At 60.5% G+C, this 17823-nt stretch carries 20 protein-coding genes; 3 read left to right on the top strand and 17 right to left on the bottom strand.

What is annotated here, in order from left to right; translation table 11 throughout:
- Positions 1-3: 3 nt before the first annotated feature.
- The 13 genes from hemA to Q1A32_RS03345 form a co-directional block, all read right to left on the bottom strand.
- Positions 4-1221, bottom strand: coding sequence for a 5-aminolevulinate synthase (gene hemA / locus Q1A32_RS03405; RefSeq protein WP_299649550.1), 1218 nt, complete (start codon positions 1219-1221; stop codon positions 4-6).
- Positions 1221-1649: a DUF302 domain-containing protein gene (locus Q1A32_RS03400; protein WP_299649547.1), complete on the bottom strand. Its 429-nt coding sequence runs from the start codon at positions 1647-1649 to the stop codon at positions 1221-1223. The genes hemA and Q1A32_RS03400 overlap by 1 nt, the downstream gene beginning before the upstream one ends.
- 79 nt (positions 1650-1728) lie before the next feature.
- Positions 1729-2997: an NAD(P)/FAD-dependent oxidoreductase gene (locus Q1A32_RS03395; RefSeq protein WP_299649544.1), complete on the bottom strand. Its 1269-nt coding sequence runs from the start codon at positions 2995-2997 to the stop codon at positions 1729-1731.
- Between the two features lie 24 nt (positions 2998-3021).
- Entirely contained in the window at positions 3022-3726 is a 705-nt protein-coding gene (locus tag Q1A32_RS03390) for a c-type cytochrome (RefSeq protein ID WP_299649541.1), read from the bottom strand.
- Between the two features lie 5 nt (positions 3727-3731).
- On the bottom strand, positions 3732-5030 hold the full coding sequence (locus tag Q1A32_RS03385; protein ID WP_299649538.1) for a c-type cytochrome: 1299 nt from the start codon (positions 5028-5030) through the stop codon (positions 3732-3734).
- Complete coding sequence (gene soxC / locus Q1A32_RS03380) at positions 5014-6276, bottom strand: sulfite dehydrogenase (protein WP_299614968.1); 1263 nt, start codon at positions 6274-6276, stop codon at positions 5014-5016. The genes Q1A32_RS03385 and soxC overlap by 17 nt, the downstream gene beginning before the upstream one ends.
- An 18-nt stretch (positions 6277-6294) precedes the next feature.
- Entirely contained in the window at positions 6295-7995 is a 1701-nt protein-coding gene (gene soxB / locus Q1A32_RS03375) for a thiosulfohydrolase SoxB (protein WP_299649535.1), read from the bottom strand.
- A 90-nt stretch (positions 7996-8085) separates the two neighbouring features.
- The gene (soxA, locus tag Q1A32_RS03370) at positions 8086-8919 is read right to left on the bottom strand and encodes a sulfur oxidation c-type cytochrome SoxA (protein ID WP_299649532.1); all 834 of its coding nucleotides are present in this window, start codon (positions 8917-8919) and stop codon (positions 8086-8088) included.
- Between the two features lie 31 nt (positions 8920-8950).
- Positions 8951-9280 (bottom strand): thiosulfate oxidation carrier complex protein SoxZ, encoded by a 330-nt coding sequence (gene soxZ / locus Q1A32_RS03365; RefSeq protein WP_299614974.1) that lies wholly within the window; start codon positions 9278-9280, stop codon positions 8951-8953.
- A gap of 62 nt (positions 9281-9342) precedes the next feature.
- Entirely contained in the window at positions 9343-9765 is a 423-nt protein-coding gene (soxY, locus tag Q1A32_RS03360; protein ID WP_299649529.1) for a thiosulfate oxidation carrier protein SoxY, read from the bottom strand.
- 22 nt (positions 9766-9787) lie between these two features.
- Positions 9788-10264: a sulfur oxidation c-type cytochrome SoxX gene (gene soxX, locus Q1A32_RS03355; protein ID WP_299614979.1), complete on the bottom strand. Its 477-nt coding sequence runs from the start codon at positions 10262-10264 to the stop codon at positions 9788-9790.
- 155 nt (positions 10265-10419) lie between these two features.
- Positions 10420-10980, bottom strand: a complete 561-nt coding sequence (locus Q1A32_RS03350) for a thioredoxin family protein (RefSeq protein WP_299649526.1) — start codon at positions 10978-10980, stop codon at positions 10420-10422.
- Between the two features lie 15 nt (positions 10981-10995).
- Entirely contained in the window at positions 10996-11736 is a 741-nt protein-coding gene (locus Q1A32_RS03345) for a cytochrome c biogenesis CcdA family protein (protein ID WP_299649523.1), read from the bottom strand.
- A gap of 158 nt (positions 11737-11894) precedes the next feature.
- Here Q1A32_RS03345 and Q1A32_RS03340 point away from each other — a divergent pair, with 158 nt between their 5' ends.
- The 3 genes from Q1A32_RS03340 to Q1A32_RS03330 are packed head-to-tail and all read left to right on the top strand — an operon-like array spanning position 11895 to position 13673.
- Positions 11895-12185 (top strand): hypothetical protein, encoded by a 291-nt coding sequence (locus Q1A32_RS03340; RefSeq protein WP_299615495.1) that lies wholly within the window; start codon positions 11895-11897, stop codon positions 12183-12185.
- A gap of 6 nt (positions 12186-12191) precedes the next feature.
- On the top strand, positions 12192-12575 hold the full coding sequence (locus Q1A32_RS03335) for a helix-turn-helix transcriptional regulator (RefSeq protein WP_299649520.1): 384 nt from the start codon (positions 12192-12194) through the stop codon (positions 12573-12575).
- 42 nt (positions 12576-12617) lie between these two features.
- Positions 12618-13673 carry a YeeE/YedE family protein gene (locus Q1A32_RS03330; RefSeq protein ID WP_299649517.1) on the top strand — a complete coding sequence of 352 codons (1056 nt, stop codon included), beginning with the start codon at positions 12618-12620 and terminating at the stop codon, positions 13671-13673.
- A 241-nt stretch (positions 13674-13914) separates the two neighbouring features.
- Here Q1A32_RS03330 and Q1A32_RS03325 read toward each other — a convergent pair whose 3' ends face one another.
- Genes Q1A32_RS03325 through Q1A32_RS03310 form a run of 4 tightly spaced genes read right to left on the bottom strand, consistent with a single transcriptional unit; the run spans position 13915 to position 17736 of the window.
- Complete coding sequence (locus tag Q1A32_RS03325; RefSeq protein WP_299649514.1) at positions 13915-15120, bottom strand: CaiB/BaiF CoA-transferase family protein; 1206 nt, start codon at positions 15118-15120, stop codon at positions 13915-13917.
- Positions 15117-15893: an enoyl-CoA hydratase/isomerase family protein gene (locus tag Q1A32_RS03320; RefSeq protein ID WP_299649510.1), complete on the bottom strand. Its 777-nt coding sequence runs from the start codon at positions 15891-15893 to the stop codon at positions 15117-15119. Before Q1A32_RS03320 ends, Q1A32_RS03325 begins: the two co-directional genes overlap by 4 nt.
- Positions 15890-17170, bottom strand: coding sequence for a TRAP transporter large permease (locus Q1A32_RS03315; protein WP_299614992.1), 1281 nt, complete (start codon positions 17168-17170; stop codon positions 15890-15892). Before Q1A32_RS03315 ends, Q1A32_RS03320 begins: the two co-directional genes overlap by 4 nt.
- Entirely contained in the window at positions 17170-17736 is a 567-nt protein-coding gene (locus tag Q1A32_RS03310; RefSeq protein ID WP_299649507.1) for a TRAP transporter small permease, read from the bottom strand. Before Q1A32_RS03310 ends, Q1A32_RS03315 begins: the two co-directional genes overlap by 1 nt.
- Between the last annotated feature and the right edge of the window lie 87 nt (positions 17737-17823).

Genomic DNA, 17823 nt, shown 5'->3' with positions numbered 1-17823 from the left:
CCGTCACTGTGCCGCCATGGGGCGTCGCGCCAATTGGCATTGGGTCCAGAGGTCTTCCAGTGCCGCCGCCAATCGCTCCACATCCGCATCGCTGTGCACGGGCGACGGTGTGATGCGCAACCGCTCTGTCCCCGCGGGGACGGTCGGGTAGTTGATGGGCTGGATATAGATCCCGTGATCCTTGAGCAGCGTGTCCGAGATGAACTTGCACTTCACCGGGTCGCCGACCATCACCGGGATGATGTGGCTGGGATTGTCGATATGCGGCAGGCCGATCGCGTCGAGGCGCGCACGCACGTCAGCCACGCGGGCTCGATGTGCGCTGCGTTCCGATGTGCTGGTTTTGAGGTGTCTGATTGACGCCGCAGCACCGGCGGCCACGGCGGGCGGCAGGGCGGTTGTAAAGATGAACCCGCTGGCAAAGGACCGGACGAAGTCGCAAATCTCGGCGGAGGCCGCGATATACCCGCCCATCACGCCAAAGGCCTTGCCAAGTGTGCCTTCGATCACGGTCAGCCGGTCCATAAGGCCTTCGCGTTCCGCAATGCCCCCACCATGCGGGCCGTAAAGGCCAACGGCGTGCACCTCGTCCAGGTAGGTCATGGCGTTGTAGCGATCTGCCAGATCACAGATTTCGGCGATGGGGGCGATGTCGCCGTCCATGGAATAGACGGATTCGAAGGCGATCAGTTTGGGCGCATCAGGGGGCAGGGCGGCCAGCTTTGCCTCGAGATCGGCCACATCGTTGTGCTTCCAGATCACCCGCGCGGCTTTGGAATGCCGGATCCCTTCGATCATGGACGCGTGGTTGAGGGCATCGGACAGGATTGTCAGCCCGGGTATCCGTGCGCCCAAAGTGCCAAGGGCTGCCCAGTTCGACACGTAGCCGGACGTGAACAGCAGCGCCGCCTCTTTGTCGTGGAGGTCGGCCAGTTCCGCCTCGAGCAGCACGTGGTCATGGGTGGTGCCCGAAATGTTGCGCGTGCCCCCGGCGCCCGCCCCCGTCCGGTCGAGCGCCTCGTGCATGGCATCCAGCACAACGGGGTGCTGGCCCATGCCCAAATAGTCGTTGGAGCACCAGATCGTCACCTCACCCGGGCCGTTGTGGCACGTGGCGGATGGGAAGGCGCCGCGACGGCGTTCGAGTTCAGCAAAATCGCGGTAGTTGCCGCTGTCGCGCAGGGAGTCCAGTTCGGACCGGAAAAAGGCGGTGTAGTTCATCAGTTCTCCACGGCGTCGGCGACGATGTCGGCCAGCAGCGCCTGTACTTTCTGCATCTCGCCGTCGGGGTAGTCGCGGTAGCCCACCATCACCTCTCCGTCCCGTTCGGCGACGAAGATGCCATAGGGGCAGTGGGCGATGTTCATCGGATCGGCTTCCATCACCTCGCGTGACACAACGGCTGAGCAAAAGATGAAGATGTCTGCATTGTCGAAAAGCTGCGTGTCGCTGCCCACATCCGCACCCGTCCGGTTCAGCATGTCGCCCACATGGCTGACATAGTCGATCACCAGCCCCTGACCGACAATGGCGCTTTCGACCGCAAAGGTCGCATCATCGAATGACCCGTCATAGGGCACCACGATGGGGCTGTCTGCGTGGGCGGCACCGGCGAGGCCGAGGGTCACGGCAAGAATGGTCTGTTTCATCTTATCCTCCTGATCATGCCGCAGAATTGCACGCATGTGCGGGCGGGGCCTTGAGAAGTATCAAGGCCCCGCCGCGGTATCAGACAGACGCGCCGAACATGTCGGCGGTGATGCCCGCGTACCAGCCTTCGGATTCCTCGTAGGTGGCTTTGCGCACGTCCGATGTTTCACCGGTCTGCGAGATGAAGCCATCGACCTTGGCGATCTTTTCGTCCGTCGCCTCATACGTCGCGCCCACCTTGACCCCGTCATTGGCGTCAATGAGCGACCAGCACGTGTTCGAGAACTTGGCCGGGAACACCTTGGACCCGGTCAGCGCGCCGCGCACGGCGTTGGCGCAGACCTTGGCCTGACTGTTGGCCGAGAAGCCGGATTTGGGCATATCGCCCTGCTGGCTGGCGTCGCCCAGAACGTAGATATCCGGGTCGGCCTTGCTTGACATGTCGGCGGCGTTGACAGGGGCCCAGTTGCCATCGGTCACACCAGCGATTTCGGCAATGCGGCCCGCTTTCATGGCGGGGATCACGTTGCAGACATCCACCTTGGTCTCTTCGCCGTCGATGGTCACGGTCATGGTCGCGGGGTCCACGGACACTTCGCCACCGCCAAAGTCCTCACCGATCCAATCCACCATACCCGCGTAGTGGTTGTTCCAGCCTTCCTGGAACAGTGCCATTTTCGAGAATTTCGGCTTGGGGTCGGCGACGATGATCTTGGCCGTCGGATTGTTGGCCTTGAGATAGTGCGCGACCATCGACACCCGTTCGTAGGGGCCTGGGGGGCAGCGATAGGGGTTGGGCGGGGCCACCATGGCGAAGGTGCCGCCTTCGGGCATCGCCTTGAGCTGCGCCTTGAGCAGTTCGGTTTGCGACCCGCCCTTGTAGGCATGTGGCATTGCGTTCTGGGCCGACAGGTCCCAGCCACTTACAGCGCCGTCGACAAAGTCGATGCCGGGCGACAGGATCAGCTTGTCATAGGGCAGCGACCCACCCCCGGCGAGGGTGACGGTCTTGGCATCGCGGTCCACGCCCACGGCCCAGTCATGCACCACGTTCACGCCGCCTGCGGCCAGACCACCATAGCTGTGGCCCAGATCATCAATGTCCTTGATGCCGCCCAGATACAGGTTCGAGAAGAAGCAGGTATAGTATGTGCGCGTGGGTTCGATCAGGGTGACATCAACGTCCCCCTTGCTGTCCTTGGCGATGTAGCGCGCGGCCGTGGCCCCACCTGCACCGCCGCCGATCACGACGACGCGCGGTTTGCCTTGGGCCCGTACCATCGGCGCTGCGAGCGTCGCGGCGGCCACGGCAGATGCGCCAAGGAACGTCCTTCTGTTCAGTGTCATGTCAGTCTCCTCCCTAGGGTTGCCTCAGTTTTCGAGGTCTTTGAAATACGCGGCGAGGGCCGCAATTTCGTCATCGCCCAGCCGCCCGGCGATCATCTGCATGACCGGGTGATTGCGTTGCTTGGTCTTGTAGGCGTGCATGGCCACGACGAACTGATCCTCGGGCCAAAGCGTGATCGACGGGATGCCGTCATCACCACCGGCGGCTTGATGGCAGGTGGTGCATTCGCCGCTCAGGTACTCGCCGTATTCCGGGTCACCTTTGAGCGCCAGAATGGCCGGGTCGAGGTCATGGTCCAGCGCTTGGGCGGTTGGATCCGCCTCGGGGATGTTTGCGGGATCGTCTGAGAAGGTGCGCAGGTAGACGATCAGGTTTGCGCGATCATCGGCGTTTTTGATGCCTCGAAAGCTCATCCGCGTGCCGCTCGCCATGGCGCGCGGGTTTTCCAGAAACACGTCCAGTGTGTCGGCGTGCCATTCCAGCCCGCCTGCGCCTGCGCGCTGGAAACTTTTGGAATAGCGGAAGTCGTCAAGGCTCGCGGCCTTGCGCCCGAACAGGCCGTTCAGGTGCGGCCCGCTGCGGTGCTTGGCCCCCGCGCCGACCTGATGGCAGCCCTTGCACTGCTGGAACACCTTTTCGCCCGCCTCTGCGTCGCCGGTGTCGGCGTGGCCCGCGATGGGCAGGCCGAGCAGCGATGCGACCGCGAGGTATTTGAACACGGACCGCATGGCCGTCAGTTCCCGAAGCTCGCCAGATAGGCGTTGATCGCTGCCAGATCCTCGTCCTTCTTCAGCCCGGCAAAGGCCATTTTGGTGCCTTTCATGTAGGTTTTGGGCTTGGCCAGGAAGGCGGCCATTTCTTCGGGGGTCCAGGTCTTGCCCTCGGCGTTCGCTTCGGCAAATCCGTTGGAATACTTGAACCCTTCGACCGACCCCATGGTCCGGCCCATGACACCGTTCAGCTGCGGTCCAACCTTGTTCTTGGCACCGTCCCCCACGGCGTGACAGGCGGCGCATTTCTTGAACACCTTTTCCCCGTGTTTCAGCATCGCGTCGTCGTCGGTTGCGGCGGTTTGTGTCGCCTCGGGTGCAGGCGCCTCTATAGGTTTGGGTGCCGCCGCCGGGATGAAAGAGGGGCCGTCCGCGGTGAAGGAGGGCAGATCGTCGACCTTGGCGGGGTTCATGATGGAGTTCGACCCCCCCTCGGGCGGTGTTTCCACCAGAAAGACGGAGCGCATGGTGATCTCGACCTCGTCCTTGCAGTTTTCCATGCAGGGTTCGGTGCGCCATTCGGCATATTCTGTCTGCGCCCGGTCATCGACGACAAAGCCATCTGCGTTGTGCATTTCGACGTCTGTGAAGGTTTCGCGGCTGAGCACGAAATCATCATCCACCATGTCGTTGGAGTAGAGGATGTAGGCGACAATGGCGTAGGTCTCATCATTGGTGAGCGTGCCTGCCCCGCCGAAGGGCATGGAGCGGTGCACGTAGTCCCAGACGGTCGAGAGATAGGGCCAGTAGCTGCCCACGGTCTTCACCGGATCCTTGTCGGCCAAGGTATCGAAACCGCCTGCAAGCACGGGCCAATTATCGACCCCTTCGGCAAAGTCGCCGTGGCAGGAGGCGCAATTGTCGACAAAGACTTCTTCGCCGGTCCACACATCGCCGCTGCCCTCGGGCAGGCCACGACCATCGGGCAGGACGTCCACGTCCCATGCCGCGATCTCTTCGGGCAGGGCCGCGCGGCCCAGACCGTAGCGGCCATCGGCATCGGGTGCAGGTTCTGCGATCAGACCGCCAGACGCCACGGCCTGTATCTCGGCCACTTGCTGTTCCAGCTCAGCGGCGCGGGCGGCTTCGGCCCTGGCCTTTTCGGTGGCGCTGGTGGCTTGTGCCGACACCTGTTCCACACGGGTTTCAAGCGTGTCGATCTTGTCGGCCGCATAGTCGCGGTTCATCAGGGCAAAGGCCGCCCCAAGGACAAGGGCCGTACCGCCAAGCGCGGGGATAAGGAAGTTAGGAGACTTCGACATTCTCTGCGATCCCTTCTGCATTCACGTACCATGTCTGGATACAGTTGTTGTGATAGACGGAGTTCTCGCCCCGCTGTTCGCGCAATTGCTCTTTGGTGGGCTGCACATATCCGGTGTCGTCCATGGCGCGGGATTGCAGCAGCATTGGCGCGCCGTCCCAGTCCATATCGAGGTAGAAGCGGGTGAGCGCCTTGGTGTCTCCCTGCTTGCCGAGACGGGCCGTTTCCCATGTGATGCCGCCATCCTTGGACACGTCCACGCGGGTGATCTTGCCGTGACCGGACCACGCGAGGCCCGAGACGACCAGCGGCCCCTTGCCATGAGTGATCGGCATCTGCGGGCTGGGCGAGGTGATGACGGATTTGGCGTCCATCTCCCACGTCCACTTGCGCGCCGTGCCATCCTCCAGCACGTCGGTGTACTTGCTGGTTTCCTCGCGGCTTTCGACAGCCATGTCGGTCACTTCGATGCGGCGCAGCCACTTGACCCACATGTTGCCTTCCCAGCCCGGCACGACCAGCCGGACGGGATAGCCATGTTCCATGCGCAACGCCTCACCATTGGCCTTGAACGCCACCAGCACGTCATCGAGCGCCTTTTCCATCGGGATGGACCTGCCGTTCGAGGACGCATCTGCGCCTTCGACATAGACCCATTTGTCGGATGAGATATCCGCGCCCGCCTCTTTCAGCAGGGTCCGCAGGGGCACGCCGGTATATTCCATATTGTGGATCATGCCGTGGGTGAACTGCACCCCGTTCAGCTGTGCACCTGCCCATTCCATGCCGGTATTGGCGGCGCATTCGCAGAAATAGACGTGGTTTTCGCGCGGGAAGCGCATCAGGTCGTCATAGGTAAAGACCAACGGTTGATCGACGAGGCCGTTGATCATCAGACGGTAGTCCGGCTTCGACAGCTCGATCGCACCCGAGTGGTGCCGTTCGAACGCGCAGCCTTGCGGCGTGATCGTGCCGTCCAGCGCATGGATCGGGGTGAAGTTGATGGACGAGATGGGCGAGGCGGTCAGCCACTCGACATTGCGGCGCACCACGTGGCTCTCGAAGCTGATGGGCATGCCATAGGGTGTTTCGTCAACGCCCACGCCGGTGTAGCTGGCCCAGTCCTGCAATTCGGTGATCAGCGGGTCGGGTCCGCTGGCCGATGCCGCCCCCGCGACAGATCCGGCGGCCACGGCGGCAGAGCCGCGAAGGAAGGCCCGCCGGGATGGTTTGAACATGTCATCCATGGTTTCGATGTCCCTTGGTTAAACGCCGGTGACGACGACGCTGTTGTTGTCCTGATTGACGGTGACGGTGCCCATCTTGGCGATGTGATCTTCGACCACGTCCCAGATTTGCGGGCCTTCGGTGTCTTCGTTGACCGAAGCCCAGCCCGCGACCACGTAGCTGCGCGCCGGATCAATCGCCTCGCCCGTGTTGAGCAGGGTCATGTTGCTGATGCGGCTGCCTTGCGGCTGGCTGACGTCGATGTGGTAGCCAAGCCCGCCCGTGCGCACCATGTCGCCGCCCTGTTGATAGTAGGGGTCCGGGTTGAAGATGTTATCGGCCACGTCTTCGAGCACGACCTTGAGGAATTCGCCGGTCATTTCCGTGCGATACGCCTTGCCATAGGTCATGGAGGTGACGTTGAAGATATCCTCGCGGGTGATGTCCTGGCCGGGGATAAGCGATGGCCCCCAACGCACGCCGGGGCTGAGCGCGATCTCGGCCTCGCGCTCGCTGAGCAGGGCGTCGCAGATCAGGTCATCCCACGTGCCGTTGAAGTTGCCGCGCCGGTAGAGCAGGCTGTCGGTTTGACCGATCACTTCCGACAACTCGGCCTCAAACGGTGCGCGCTGGGCGTCGATCAGGGCGGTCATGTCGGCGTCTGGCGTGATCACGTCGGAAAAGATCGGGATCAGCTTGGATTTGTAGCCCAGCACGCGCCCATCGCGGATATCAAGGTCAATGCGGGTGACAAACTTGCCGTTGGAGCCTGATGGGAAGATCAGTGTTTCGCCCGACACCACGGGTTCGGGCAGGGCGTCATGGGTGTGGCCCGACAGGATCACGTCGATGCCCGACACGACCGTGGCCATTTTCTTGTCGACGTCAAAGCCGTTGTGGCTGAGTACGACAACGCATTCGGCCCCAGCGGCGCGGACCTCGTCCACCATGGCCTGCATGTTCTCGTCCCGGATGCCAAAGGCGTATTCGGGGAACATCCAGCCGGGGTTGGCGATGGGCATGTAGGGGAACGCCTGTCCGATCACGGCCACCTTGGTGCCGCCGCGCTCGAACATCTTGTAGGGCGGGAACAGGTCTGTCGGTTCGTCCCATTCGACGTCGAATATGTTCTGGCCAAGGGCCGCGAATGGCAGGCTTTCCACCAGTTCGTTCACGCGGTCGGACCCCAGCGTGAACTCCCAATGGAAGGTCATGGCGTCAGGGTTCAACGCGTTCATCACGTTGACCATGTCCTGGCCTTGGGTCTTGAGGCAGGTGTAGGATCCGTGCCACGTGTCGCCGCCATCCAGCAGGATCGCATCGGGGCGGTCGGCGCGGATCGCCTTGATCACGGTGGCAACCCGGTCCAGCCCGCCGACGCGGCCATAGCCTTGGGCAAGCGAGGAGAAGTCGCCGGAGCTGAGCGCGTAATGCGCGGGCGAGCCATCGTCGATGCCATAGAGCTTGCGGAAGTCAGCGCCGGTCACATGCGGTACTGCGCCTTTGTTGCCGCCGACGCCGATGTTCACCGAGGGTTCGCGGAAATAGATTGGTTTCAGTTGCGCATGGATGTCGGTGATGTGGATCAGCGATACGTTGCCGAACGTGTCAAAGTTCAGCAGTTGGTCCTGCGTAAGCGCCTGTTGGGCGGCCAGCCGCGCCCAGTTGCCAAACCCCGATGCGCCGATCAGCGCCGAGGCCGCCATACCAACCTGAAGAAAGTCCCGCCGCGAGATCATGGTTCGTGTCCTTTAGTACATATGCGCATATTTGAATTTAATTAGTGCAGAAAGGGGCGCAGCATGCCTGCGCGCCCCTTTTTTGTTTGCCTACTGGCGAACAGCAGGTGTTTCGATATCCAGCCCGTTTGCGCGGCTTGCCACATAAAGCTCAAGCGCCTTGAACTCGTCCGACCCTTCGGCAAATGTTTCGGCCCGTGTGTCGCGGATACAGCCACGGAACCGGTTGTGCCGCGAGATCAGCTTGGCCTGTTTCAGACGATAGGTCGGAAAGCCGTTGATCTGGCCCTGGCTGAGGTGGTCGGCGCGGATCATGTTGCCGTAGTTGTCTTCGTGACAGTTGGAGCACGACAGTTCGAGCTGACCGTAGCGGGTGTAGTAGATCTCTTTGCCTTTTTCCCAAAACGGGGCGGCGTCACCGTCAATCACCACGTCCATCGGCATACCGCGCGATTGCAGCCCGATCAGGGCGACCATGGCCTGCATGTCGGCCCCGGACCATTTCCATGGCTCTGCGCCCATCACCTCTTGGCGGTGGGTGTTGATCAGATCTTCCATCACGACCAGCTTGCCATCAACGACCTTTGGCATCTGGGCGTGCAGACCTGCAAATTCCTCTGGCCCGCCCGTGTGACACGAAGCGCAGGACTTGCCCTCGGTGCCGTCGACCGCGTTGAAGAGGTCAATGCCTTGGTCGACAAAGATCATGGCCGGGTTGTCGAAGTCATCAATCTGCAGCGCCTGCGTTTCAGGCGTACGGAAGCGCCAGCCCGAATAGATCGTGCTGAGGTTGTCCAGATGCGCGGGCGCGGCTGTTTCGGTGACGAAATCCTCGCCATCGATCGACAGCGTGCTGTCATCTTGCGCGAACGCGGCCCCGGCCATCCCTATGACGGCGGCTGCTATCCATGGTTTCAAGTTCATTAGTGTCCCTCCCTGGCGAGACCCCGTCTTCTTAAGAGACGTCGATCTTCTTGGCTGTTTCGTAGACGTCACCGTCATCGTCGTACCAGGTGAACTGGAACTCGCCGGATTCCGGCACGATGGCTTCGAACTGGAAATACGGGTTGGTCGAAATCGCGGGTTCCAGCGTGACATCGATCACGTTCTGGCCGTTGAAATCGGCTGTGAAGCGGTTGATGATCGAGCGGGGGATGACGTTGCCGTCATCGTCCTTGCGCTGGCCACTTTCCATCTTGTGGCTGATCAGGGTCTTGATCGTGATCGTGTCGCCAGCAGCCGCCGTTTTGGGGACTTTTACGCGGGGTTTCACTCCGGATGCCATGTTCTCTCTCTCCAATATCTGGTGCCCGACATCCGCCGTGTGCGGGTGGGCAGATTGTAAGATCAGCCGCCGCAGCCGCCGATGGTCACTTTCACGTTGGCCGATGCCTTCTGGAACGAGCCGTCTTCCATCTGTGCGATGGCAATGACGTCCTGCGTGGTGGCCAGACGGATGCGCGTGGATGCGCTGCGCGATGCGCTGAGCGGGCCGAATCTGATGGTGGCCACATTGGGCACCGGGTTGCCGTCCGCGTAAAGCGTGATCGCCACCGCGCCGGGGGCCGACACCTCGATGGGAACGGTGTTGCCATTCTCGGCAATCTCGGGGGCCGTGATCGTCACCGCACCTTCGCCCACCTCTGCGCCGCCCGTCAGTTCCGCAATTGCGTCGTCGGTCAGGCTGGCAAAGGCCGGTAGGCCGGTCAGGCTCGACAGCGCGACCGCGCCAGAGCCAATTACAAGCAGTTTTCGCCGTGTCAGTTCCATGGAACGCTCCAGTTGTCTCGGTTCATTCTTCTTTCAGGGTCACAAGGAACGCGACAACGTCCTCGATGTCCTGAGCTGTCAAAAGGGGTTGGACCTCACCGTCAGCATGGGCCTTGCCGGTGTAGGCATCACCAAGACGGGTGAAACCCGTCGTTTTGTAGAACGATGGCATCACCGTGCCGTCGAACATCATCTTTGCGTCGGCCACGATCCCGCGCAGTTCCGCTTCGCTCCAACGGTCTGCAACGCCATCAAGGGGCGGGCCAACCTCGCCGTGGAAGGGCAGGTCCGACAGGGCATCCACCGAATGGCAGGCGATGCAGTTGCCCGATCCCTTGTTCATCAGGATGGCACCGTTTTCCGCGTCACCAGCCGCCCCGCTGAGGGAAGCGGCAATCGCGCCATCCTCAAAAACAACCTGCGTGGGCTTCACAGCCTCCGCGCCAACGATGGTGGCTGCAAATGTCGCGGCCAGACCTAGTCCAATTATGTGTTTCATGCACCCTCCCTTGGACGATTCCCGTCCGTTCTTGGGGGTACACTACTGTACACATTCACGGTTGAGCAATATCAAATTCAACTACATGAATTTTTGTATCTGTTCGCAGTTGCAGCATGAGACGCAAGATTTTTCTCGCACCTGCAGCAAGGTGACTATCCGTTCTGCTCTTCGAACTTCCGCGCGTGGTATTTCTGGAACGGCTCGTCCCCGTCATAGCCCTTCTCGACAACCCAGTTCAGCATGTTGAAAGTGGTCCAGCGCCCGAACGCGCCCGGCATGTTTGCCACAGCGGCCTGTGTTGCGATCACATCGTCCGCCACCTCTTCGGGAAAAAAGTAGATGCTGGGGGTAAACAGCGCGCCCCAGCGTTTGACCATATCCTTTTCGGGCAGGGTGGTGCCGTCGAAGTCGGTGACGTCAACATCACCAAACATGTTGATCTGCACGACAAAGAAGTTGTCCTCGATATATTGCGCCACCTCGGGCACGACAAAGACTTCCTCGTGCATCTTCTTGCAGTAGATGCAGCCGCGTTGTTCGACCATGACCATCAGGCGCTTGCCTTCGGCATTGGCCTCTTCCAGATCTTCGGTCAAATCCTTGAACGTATCGCGCATCCACGGCGCCTTGTGCAGGCCGTCATCGCCAAGCTCGGCGGCGTTCACCTGAAAGGCGAGAATCAGGGCGGTCAAAAGGGCAAATAAGCGAAACATGGCAAGTCTCCCGGTTTAGCCAATGGCGCTGAACCACGGGACGTGCTCCAGCATCCATTGCGCGATGTAGTTGATGGAATTTGTGGCGATCAGCACGCCGAACAGGATCAGAAGTGCGCCCATGATCTTTTCGACAAGTCCAAGGTGGCGGCGAAACTGCGCCATGAACCGCATGAACGGACCGATGAAAAGCGCCGCTGCTATGAAGGGCAGGGTCATGCCTAGCCCATAGACGAACAATAGGGTGGCCCCCTGACCAGCCGTTTCCTGTCCTGCGGCGGTGAACAGGATGGCGGCCAGCACCGGCCCCACGCAGGGTGTCCAGCCAAAGGCGAAGGCAAGCCCGATGACAAAAGCGCCCAACAGACCCACGTTCGACGTGTTCCCGGCATCTGCCCGGAGCTGACGGTATAAAAACCCGATCCGCAAGACGCCAAGGAAATGCAGGCCCATTGCAATGATGATGGCCGCGGCCACCCACCGCAGGATATCGAAATAGTCGCGCACCATCTGCCCGAACGCCGTGGCCGTGGCGCCCAGCCCCATGAAGACGGTGATGACCCCAAGCGCAAAGCAACAGGCCGCCAGAAAGGCACGCATGCGCACCTGAGGCGTCATGTCGGCCTGTGCAGAGATCTGGTTCATGCCGACGCCGGCAAGATAGCTGAGGTAAAACGGCACAATCGGCAGGATACAGGGCGACAGAAAAGACAGCAGACCTGCAAGCAAAGCGCCCAAATATGTCACATCAAACATGGTTTGGCGGCCCTTTGTCTTGAGACATTCAAAAATTAGATTATGATGAATTATGAAATGGCGTCAATCGGAGCGATCTTGTGAAGCCACTGCGCATACTTGCCGTCACGGTCCTGACGTGGCTTCCGTTCAACCTTTGGGCGGACACTTATCTGCTGATGGCGGAGGAGGATGGATGCTATTGGTGCGCCAAGTGGAACGAGGAAATCGCCCACATCTATCCCAAGACAGCTGAAGGCAAGACGGCCCCGTTGCAGCGTTATGACCTTCGCGGTGAGGCGCCGGACGTCACCTTTGTGCAGCGCGTACACTTCACGCCAACCTTCATTCTGGTCGAGGACGGTGCCGAAGTTGGCCGGATCGAAGGTTATCCGGGCGAGGATTTCTTTTGGGGCCTGCTCACAATGATGTTTGAACGCGCCGACATCCCATTGGACAAGACCGGGTAAAAAGCTATGACCCTTGATATGACAAGCCAGCCTGACCCAACGACCGATACCGCATCCCGTTTGCCTGTGTTCGACGCGAATATGTGTGCCGAAGACATGGAAAAGATGATGCGCAATGCCCAGGAGGCATCGAACTTCCTCAAGGCGATCAGCCACGAGGGGCGGTTGATGATCCTGTGCCATCTGGCGTCGGGCGAGAAGTCGGTCACCGAACTTGAGGACCTGCTGTCCGCCCGGCAAGCGGCGGTGTCGCAGCAGCTGTCCCGTTTGCGGCTGGAGGGGTTGGTCAAACCCCGGCGGGATGGCAAGGCGATCTACTACAGCTTGACAGATGACCGGCCCCGGCAAATCATGGAAGTCGTCTACGACCTGTTTTGCAGGGAAGACTGACCGGTCGCCTCGCCAGTGATCGGTCCTCGGGAGGAAGCCGACATGCTGGACCTGCTTGGTGAAGCCAACACCGTTGCTTTGATTGGACTGTTGGGCGGCATCGCCCTTGGCCTTGCCGCGCGCATTGGGCGCTTTTGCACGCTGGGCGCGATTGAGGATGTGCTTTACGGATCTGATGACAGACGCTTGCGTATGTGGGCAATTGCCATCGGTGTCGCGATCATCGGAACGCATGTTGCCATGTTTCTGAACATGTTTGATGCTGGTGCATCTGCCTATCTTGATCGGGTCTGGAATCCACTTGGTACGGTCATCGGCGGGCTGATGTTCGGTTACGGCATGGCGATGAGCGGCAATTGCGGCTACGGCGCGTTGGCGCGGCTGGGTGGCGGTGATCTGCGATCCTTTGTGATTGTGATCGTGATGGGGCTGTCCGCATATTTCGTAATGTCGGGGCCGCTGGCACATGCACGCGTCTGGCTCTTTCCGGTCGAGACGGGTGCGACAAGCCCACAGGGCCTGGGCCAGTTGTTCGACGTACATTTCGGCATCTCGCCGCTTTTGACCGGTCTGATCATTGGGGCAATGATAATCGTTGCGGGGCTTTCGAGCTCTGAAATGCGACGCTCACCGAAGCACGTGTTCTGGGGCGGCGTTGTCGGCCTTGTCATCGTATCGGGATGGATCGGCACATACTGGGTCGCAAGCATCGGATTTGAACCCGAACCCATTGAGACCCACAGCTTCGTCGCACCAATCGGCGACACGCTATTCTATGTGATGACGGCCTCTGCCACCACATTGTCGTTCAGCGTCGGATCCGTCGTTGGCGTGATGATTGGTGCGGCAATGGGATCGTATTCCAAAGGGCATTTCCGCTGGGAAGCGTGCGAGGATCCAAGAGAGTTGCGACGCCAGATCGCGGGTGCCGCACTGATGGGGCCGGGGGCTATTCTGGCCGTTGGTTGCAGCGTCGGTCAGGGCATTTCCGCGTTCTCGACATTGGCATTCAGCGCACCGGTTGCGTTCCTTGCCATCTTTGCAGGCGCAAGCTTTGGATTGAAGCAACTGATAACAGGCTTCTCGCCAGCAGAGTGAGGGCAGGGCGCTCAACCTTGGCCGGCTCCCCGCGCGCGACGGAAAAAACGTGAGGCCGCGCCGTCCAACAGCACAAAGGCGAGAGGTTGCGGATCAAGAATCTGGCATCGGTTCAGACAGTCATCGATGATGTGCTGAGCCTGCTAAAGTGTCAGGTTCATTGCGGCTTCCTTTCAAGGCTTCAGTGTCTGAAACCTGCGGGAATCTGGTTTCCACGCTCAAGGCGTTGCGCGGCCACAAGTTACGGCGAAATCACAGCATTCGCTTGGATCAACGCTTCGATTTCTGCGCTGTCATACCCGACCTCGGCCAACACCTCGCGACTGTGTTGGCCCAGGACCGGGGCGGCCTGATCCACGCTGGCCGGTGTGCGGCTGTATTTGACCGGATGCCCAATGGTTTTGACCCGGCCCGCGGTCGGGTGATCAACATCCACGATCATATCGCGCGCATTGGCTTGTGGGTCGTCGTGCATTTGCAGGATATCGTTGACCGGCCCGGCTGGAAGATGGGCAGCGTCCATACGGGCCAGCCAGTTTGCGGTGGTGTCCCGCGCAAGGTAGCCGTTCAGAATGTCAACCAACGCAGGCAGGTTTTGAAGGCGGACCGCGTTCGAATTAAAGCGCGGGTCGTCGTCTAGCTCGGGGGCCGAAATGACGTCGAGAAAGCGCAGCCAGTTTCGTTGGTTCGCGGCACCCACGTTGATCCAGCCATCACTGGTCCGGAAGGACTGGTAGGGTGCATTGAGCGGATGAGCAGAGCCAAGCGGTTCGGGTTTGTCGCCGGTCGCAAAAGCGATGGCGGATTGCCAGTAGGTTTGCACGATGGCGGCTTCGAACAGGGACGTGTCCACCTTTTGCCCCTGACCCGTTTTGAGCATGTTCGCGTAGGCCGCTGAAACACCCATAGCACCCAGAATGCCCGCGTTGATGTCCGAAATTGGCGCGGCGACTTTTACTGGCGGTCGGCCCGGCCCTTCGCCCGTGATCGACATCAGACCGGACATACCCTGCGCGATCAGATCAAACCCGCCGCGGTCTGCGTAGGGGCCTGTGCGGCCAAATCCCGAGATTTCGCAATAGATCATGCGCGGATTTACCGCCGCAAGATCCTCGTACCGCAGACCCAGCTTTTCCATCGTGCCTTTGCGGTAATTCTCGATCACCACATCCGCGTCAGCCAGCAGTTTGCGCAGGACGTCGACGGCAGACGGGTCTTTCAGGTTCAGCGATATCCCGCGTTTGTTGCGGTTCATCATCATGTAGGCTGCCGCCTCGCCGCCGATATCCGGTGGCACGAAACGCCGACTGTCATCACCAGTTGGTTTTTCGACCTTGATGACATCGGCCCCCATATCCGCCAGCATCAAACCGCAGACGGGACCGGCCATGATGTGCGCAAGTTCGATCACGCGCATACCGCTGAGCGGGCCGGTCTTGGCGCTCATTTTCCTTTCCACGCGGGTTTTGTCTTGGCGAGGAACGCTTCCATGCCAGTGCGGAAATCTTCGCTCATGTAACAGGACACAATCAGATCGGAATCGTCCACCTGAAGTGCTGCGCGGTTGCGGCGCAGTGCTTCCTTGGTGGCGCGCAAAGTTAGGGGGGCCATGCCACCGATCTTGTCGGCAAGCTCGGATGCGCGAGCCATCAGCGCGGTTTCATTTGGTAGAACTTCACTGACAAGTCCGGTGTCCAACGCTTCCTGTGCTTCGATCAGGCGGGCGGTAAAGATGATCTCGCGCACACGACCCGCGCCGATCAGCTCAGACAAGCGGGCAAGGTTGCCGGCTGCAAGGCAATTGCCCAAGGTGCGGGCGATCGGAAATCCGAACTTGAGGCTGGCCGACGCCACCCGAATATCGCAGGCCGCAGCGATGGACCCGCCGCCACCGGTGCAGGCCCCGTTGAGTGCTGCGATGGTCGGCAGAGGACACCGCTCGACCGCCTCCAGCACTTCGTCGATGCGGTGTTCGTAGTCCAGCGCATCCTGCGGCGTCTCGAAGGCGCGAAACTGGGTCATATCCGTGCCAGCCGCAAAAGCCTTGCCCCCTGCGCCCGAAATCACCACTGCGCGGATGGAGCCGTCGGTGGGCATCGTTGTGCAAAGCTCGGCAAGTCGATCATACATGGCGAAGGTCAGCGCGTTGCGCGCCTCCGGCCGGTTGAAGGTGATCCAGAGTACGCCGTTGCGCACCTCATCTGCTATTTCGCGGCTCATCTGTAGAAATACTCCACCAGGAACATCGGCACGGATGGGACGTAAGTACACAGCATCAGCACAGCCAAAAGCACGCCGACAAACCAGATGTTGACCTTGGACACTTCCCAGATGTTCGCCCGCGCGACCGAGCAGGCGGTGATCAACACCGATGCCACGGGCGGGGTCTGTTGACCGATGGCGAGGTTCAGCGTGACCACGAGCCCGAAGTGGACGGGATCGATCCCGGCGGCAGTGATCAGCGGGATCACGATCGGGATCACCAGAATGATCGCGGCGGCTGAGTGCAGGAAAAACCCGACAATCAGAAAGAAGAAGTTCAGGATCAGCAGGATGACCCACTGTTGGGTCGTGATCGACAAGATGCCTTCGGCCAGTTGCTGCGGGATTTGTGCGCGGGTCAGGAACCCGCCCATCAACACAGAGGCGGCGACCAGCAGCATCACGACGGCTGTTTGAATGCCCCCGTCCAACATGGCGCGGCGCAGGTGGCTGAAATCAAGATTGCCGTACCAGGCCGACACGGCAAGAGACGCCAAGACGGCAAGCCCGGCGGCCTCGGTTGCGGTGACATAGCCGCCGAAGATACCGCCCAGAATGATCACCGGCAGAGTGAAGGCCGGCAGCGCGTCCACAAATGTCTCGCGCAGACGGGCAAGACGAAACGCGTCTTCGGTCGGGAAATTGTAGCGTTTGGCAAAAAGATAGGCGACCGTCATCAACCCTCCGGCGCCCAAAAGGCCCGGGACGACGCCCGCAACGAACAACTGCTCCACGGAGGTGTTGGCCGATGCCGCATAGAGGATCATTGGGATCGACGGGGGAATGATGATCGCAAGCGAGGCGGAGGATGAGGTGACAGCCGCCGAAAACTCCTTGCTGTAGCCGCGCTTTTTCATCTGCGGGATCAGGATTGATCCCATGGCCGCCACATCCGCCACAGCCGAACCGGAGATTTCGGCAAAGAACAGCGAAACGCCGATATTGACCATCGCAAGACCGCCACGGATGAAGCCGATGATGGCGCCGACGAAGTTGATCAGCCGGTCCGTAATCCCGCCTGCGTTCATGATGGCACCGGCCAGCACGAACATCGGGATCGCGATCAGCGAAAACTTGGTGGAGCCATCATACATATCCAGCGCGATGGTCACGAGGCTGTCCACCCCTTCGGTCGCCAGCAGGCCCAGCACGCCGCACATAGCAAGGGCCACGGCGATGGGGATATTGATGCAGATCATGATCAGCATCGCGATGAAAATACCGGCCATCAGCATCAGACGCGATCCTTGTTCTTTTCAAGCTCGGTTTCGACCTCTTCCTCAATCTCGGCATGTTCGAGCGAGACGCCCGCAGCCGTGATCTTGAGGTAGCCCGGCAAGCTGAGCAGCTGGCACAGCATGAAGAGGATGGCCCCAATCGGAATGATGGACTGGGTGAACTGGATCGGCACCCAGGTGAGCGAGATCAACGTGTCGCCAGCCAGCACTTCAAGGACTTGCAGCCCGGCGCGTGCCATCAGGAAAAAGAAGGTCAGTACAATTGCCTCGCCGAACAGCACCGCCGCGATGCGCAGTTTTTGCGGGAGCTTCAAAAGCACCGTATCAAAGCCGATGTGGCGTCGGTGCAGGGCGGCCAGCGCCGACCCGTAGTAGGTGATCCATGCCAGCATGATGGCGGCCACCTCATCGTACCATGAAAAACTCTGCCCCATCAAACGCGCCAGAACCGCCGCCGTGACCACAAGCGTGAGCAGGATCATAAGGCTGATCGTGACCCATTCCAGAACCTTGCTGAGAGCCCGATTTATCCGAGACAAGGTCGGGTAGGCTTCATTTTCCATGCCGGCAAACCTGTTGGGTATTTATCGACCTCCTCCGCCCGGCAACCGGGGCGAAGGAGTGTATTGGATTTACAAACAACACGTGCA

Source organism: uncultured Tateyamaria sp. (assembly GCF_947503415.1).
In the GTDB taxonomy this organism is placed as follows: Bacteria; Pseudomonadota; Alphaproteobacteria; order Rhodobacterales; family Rhodobacteraceae; genus Tateyamaria.
This window is presented reverse-complemented; position numbering and strand designations above follow the sequence as displayed.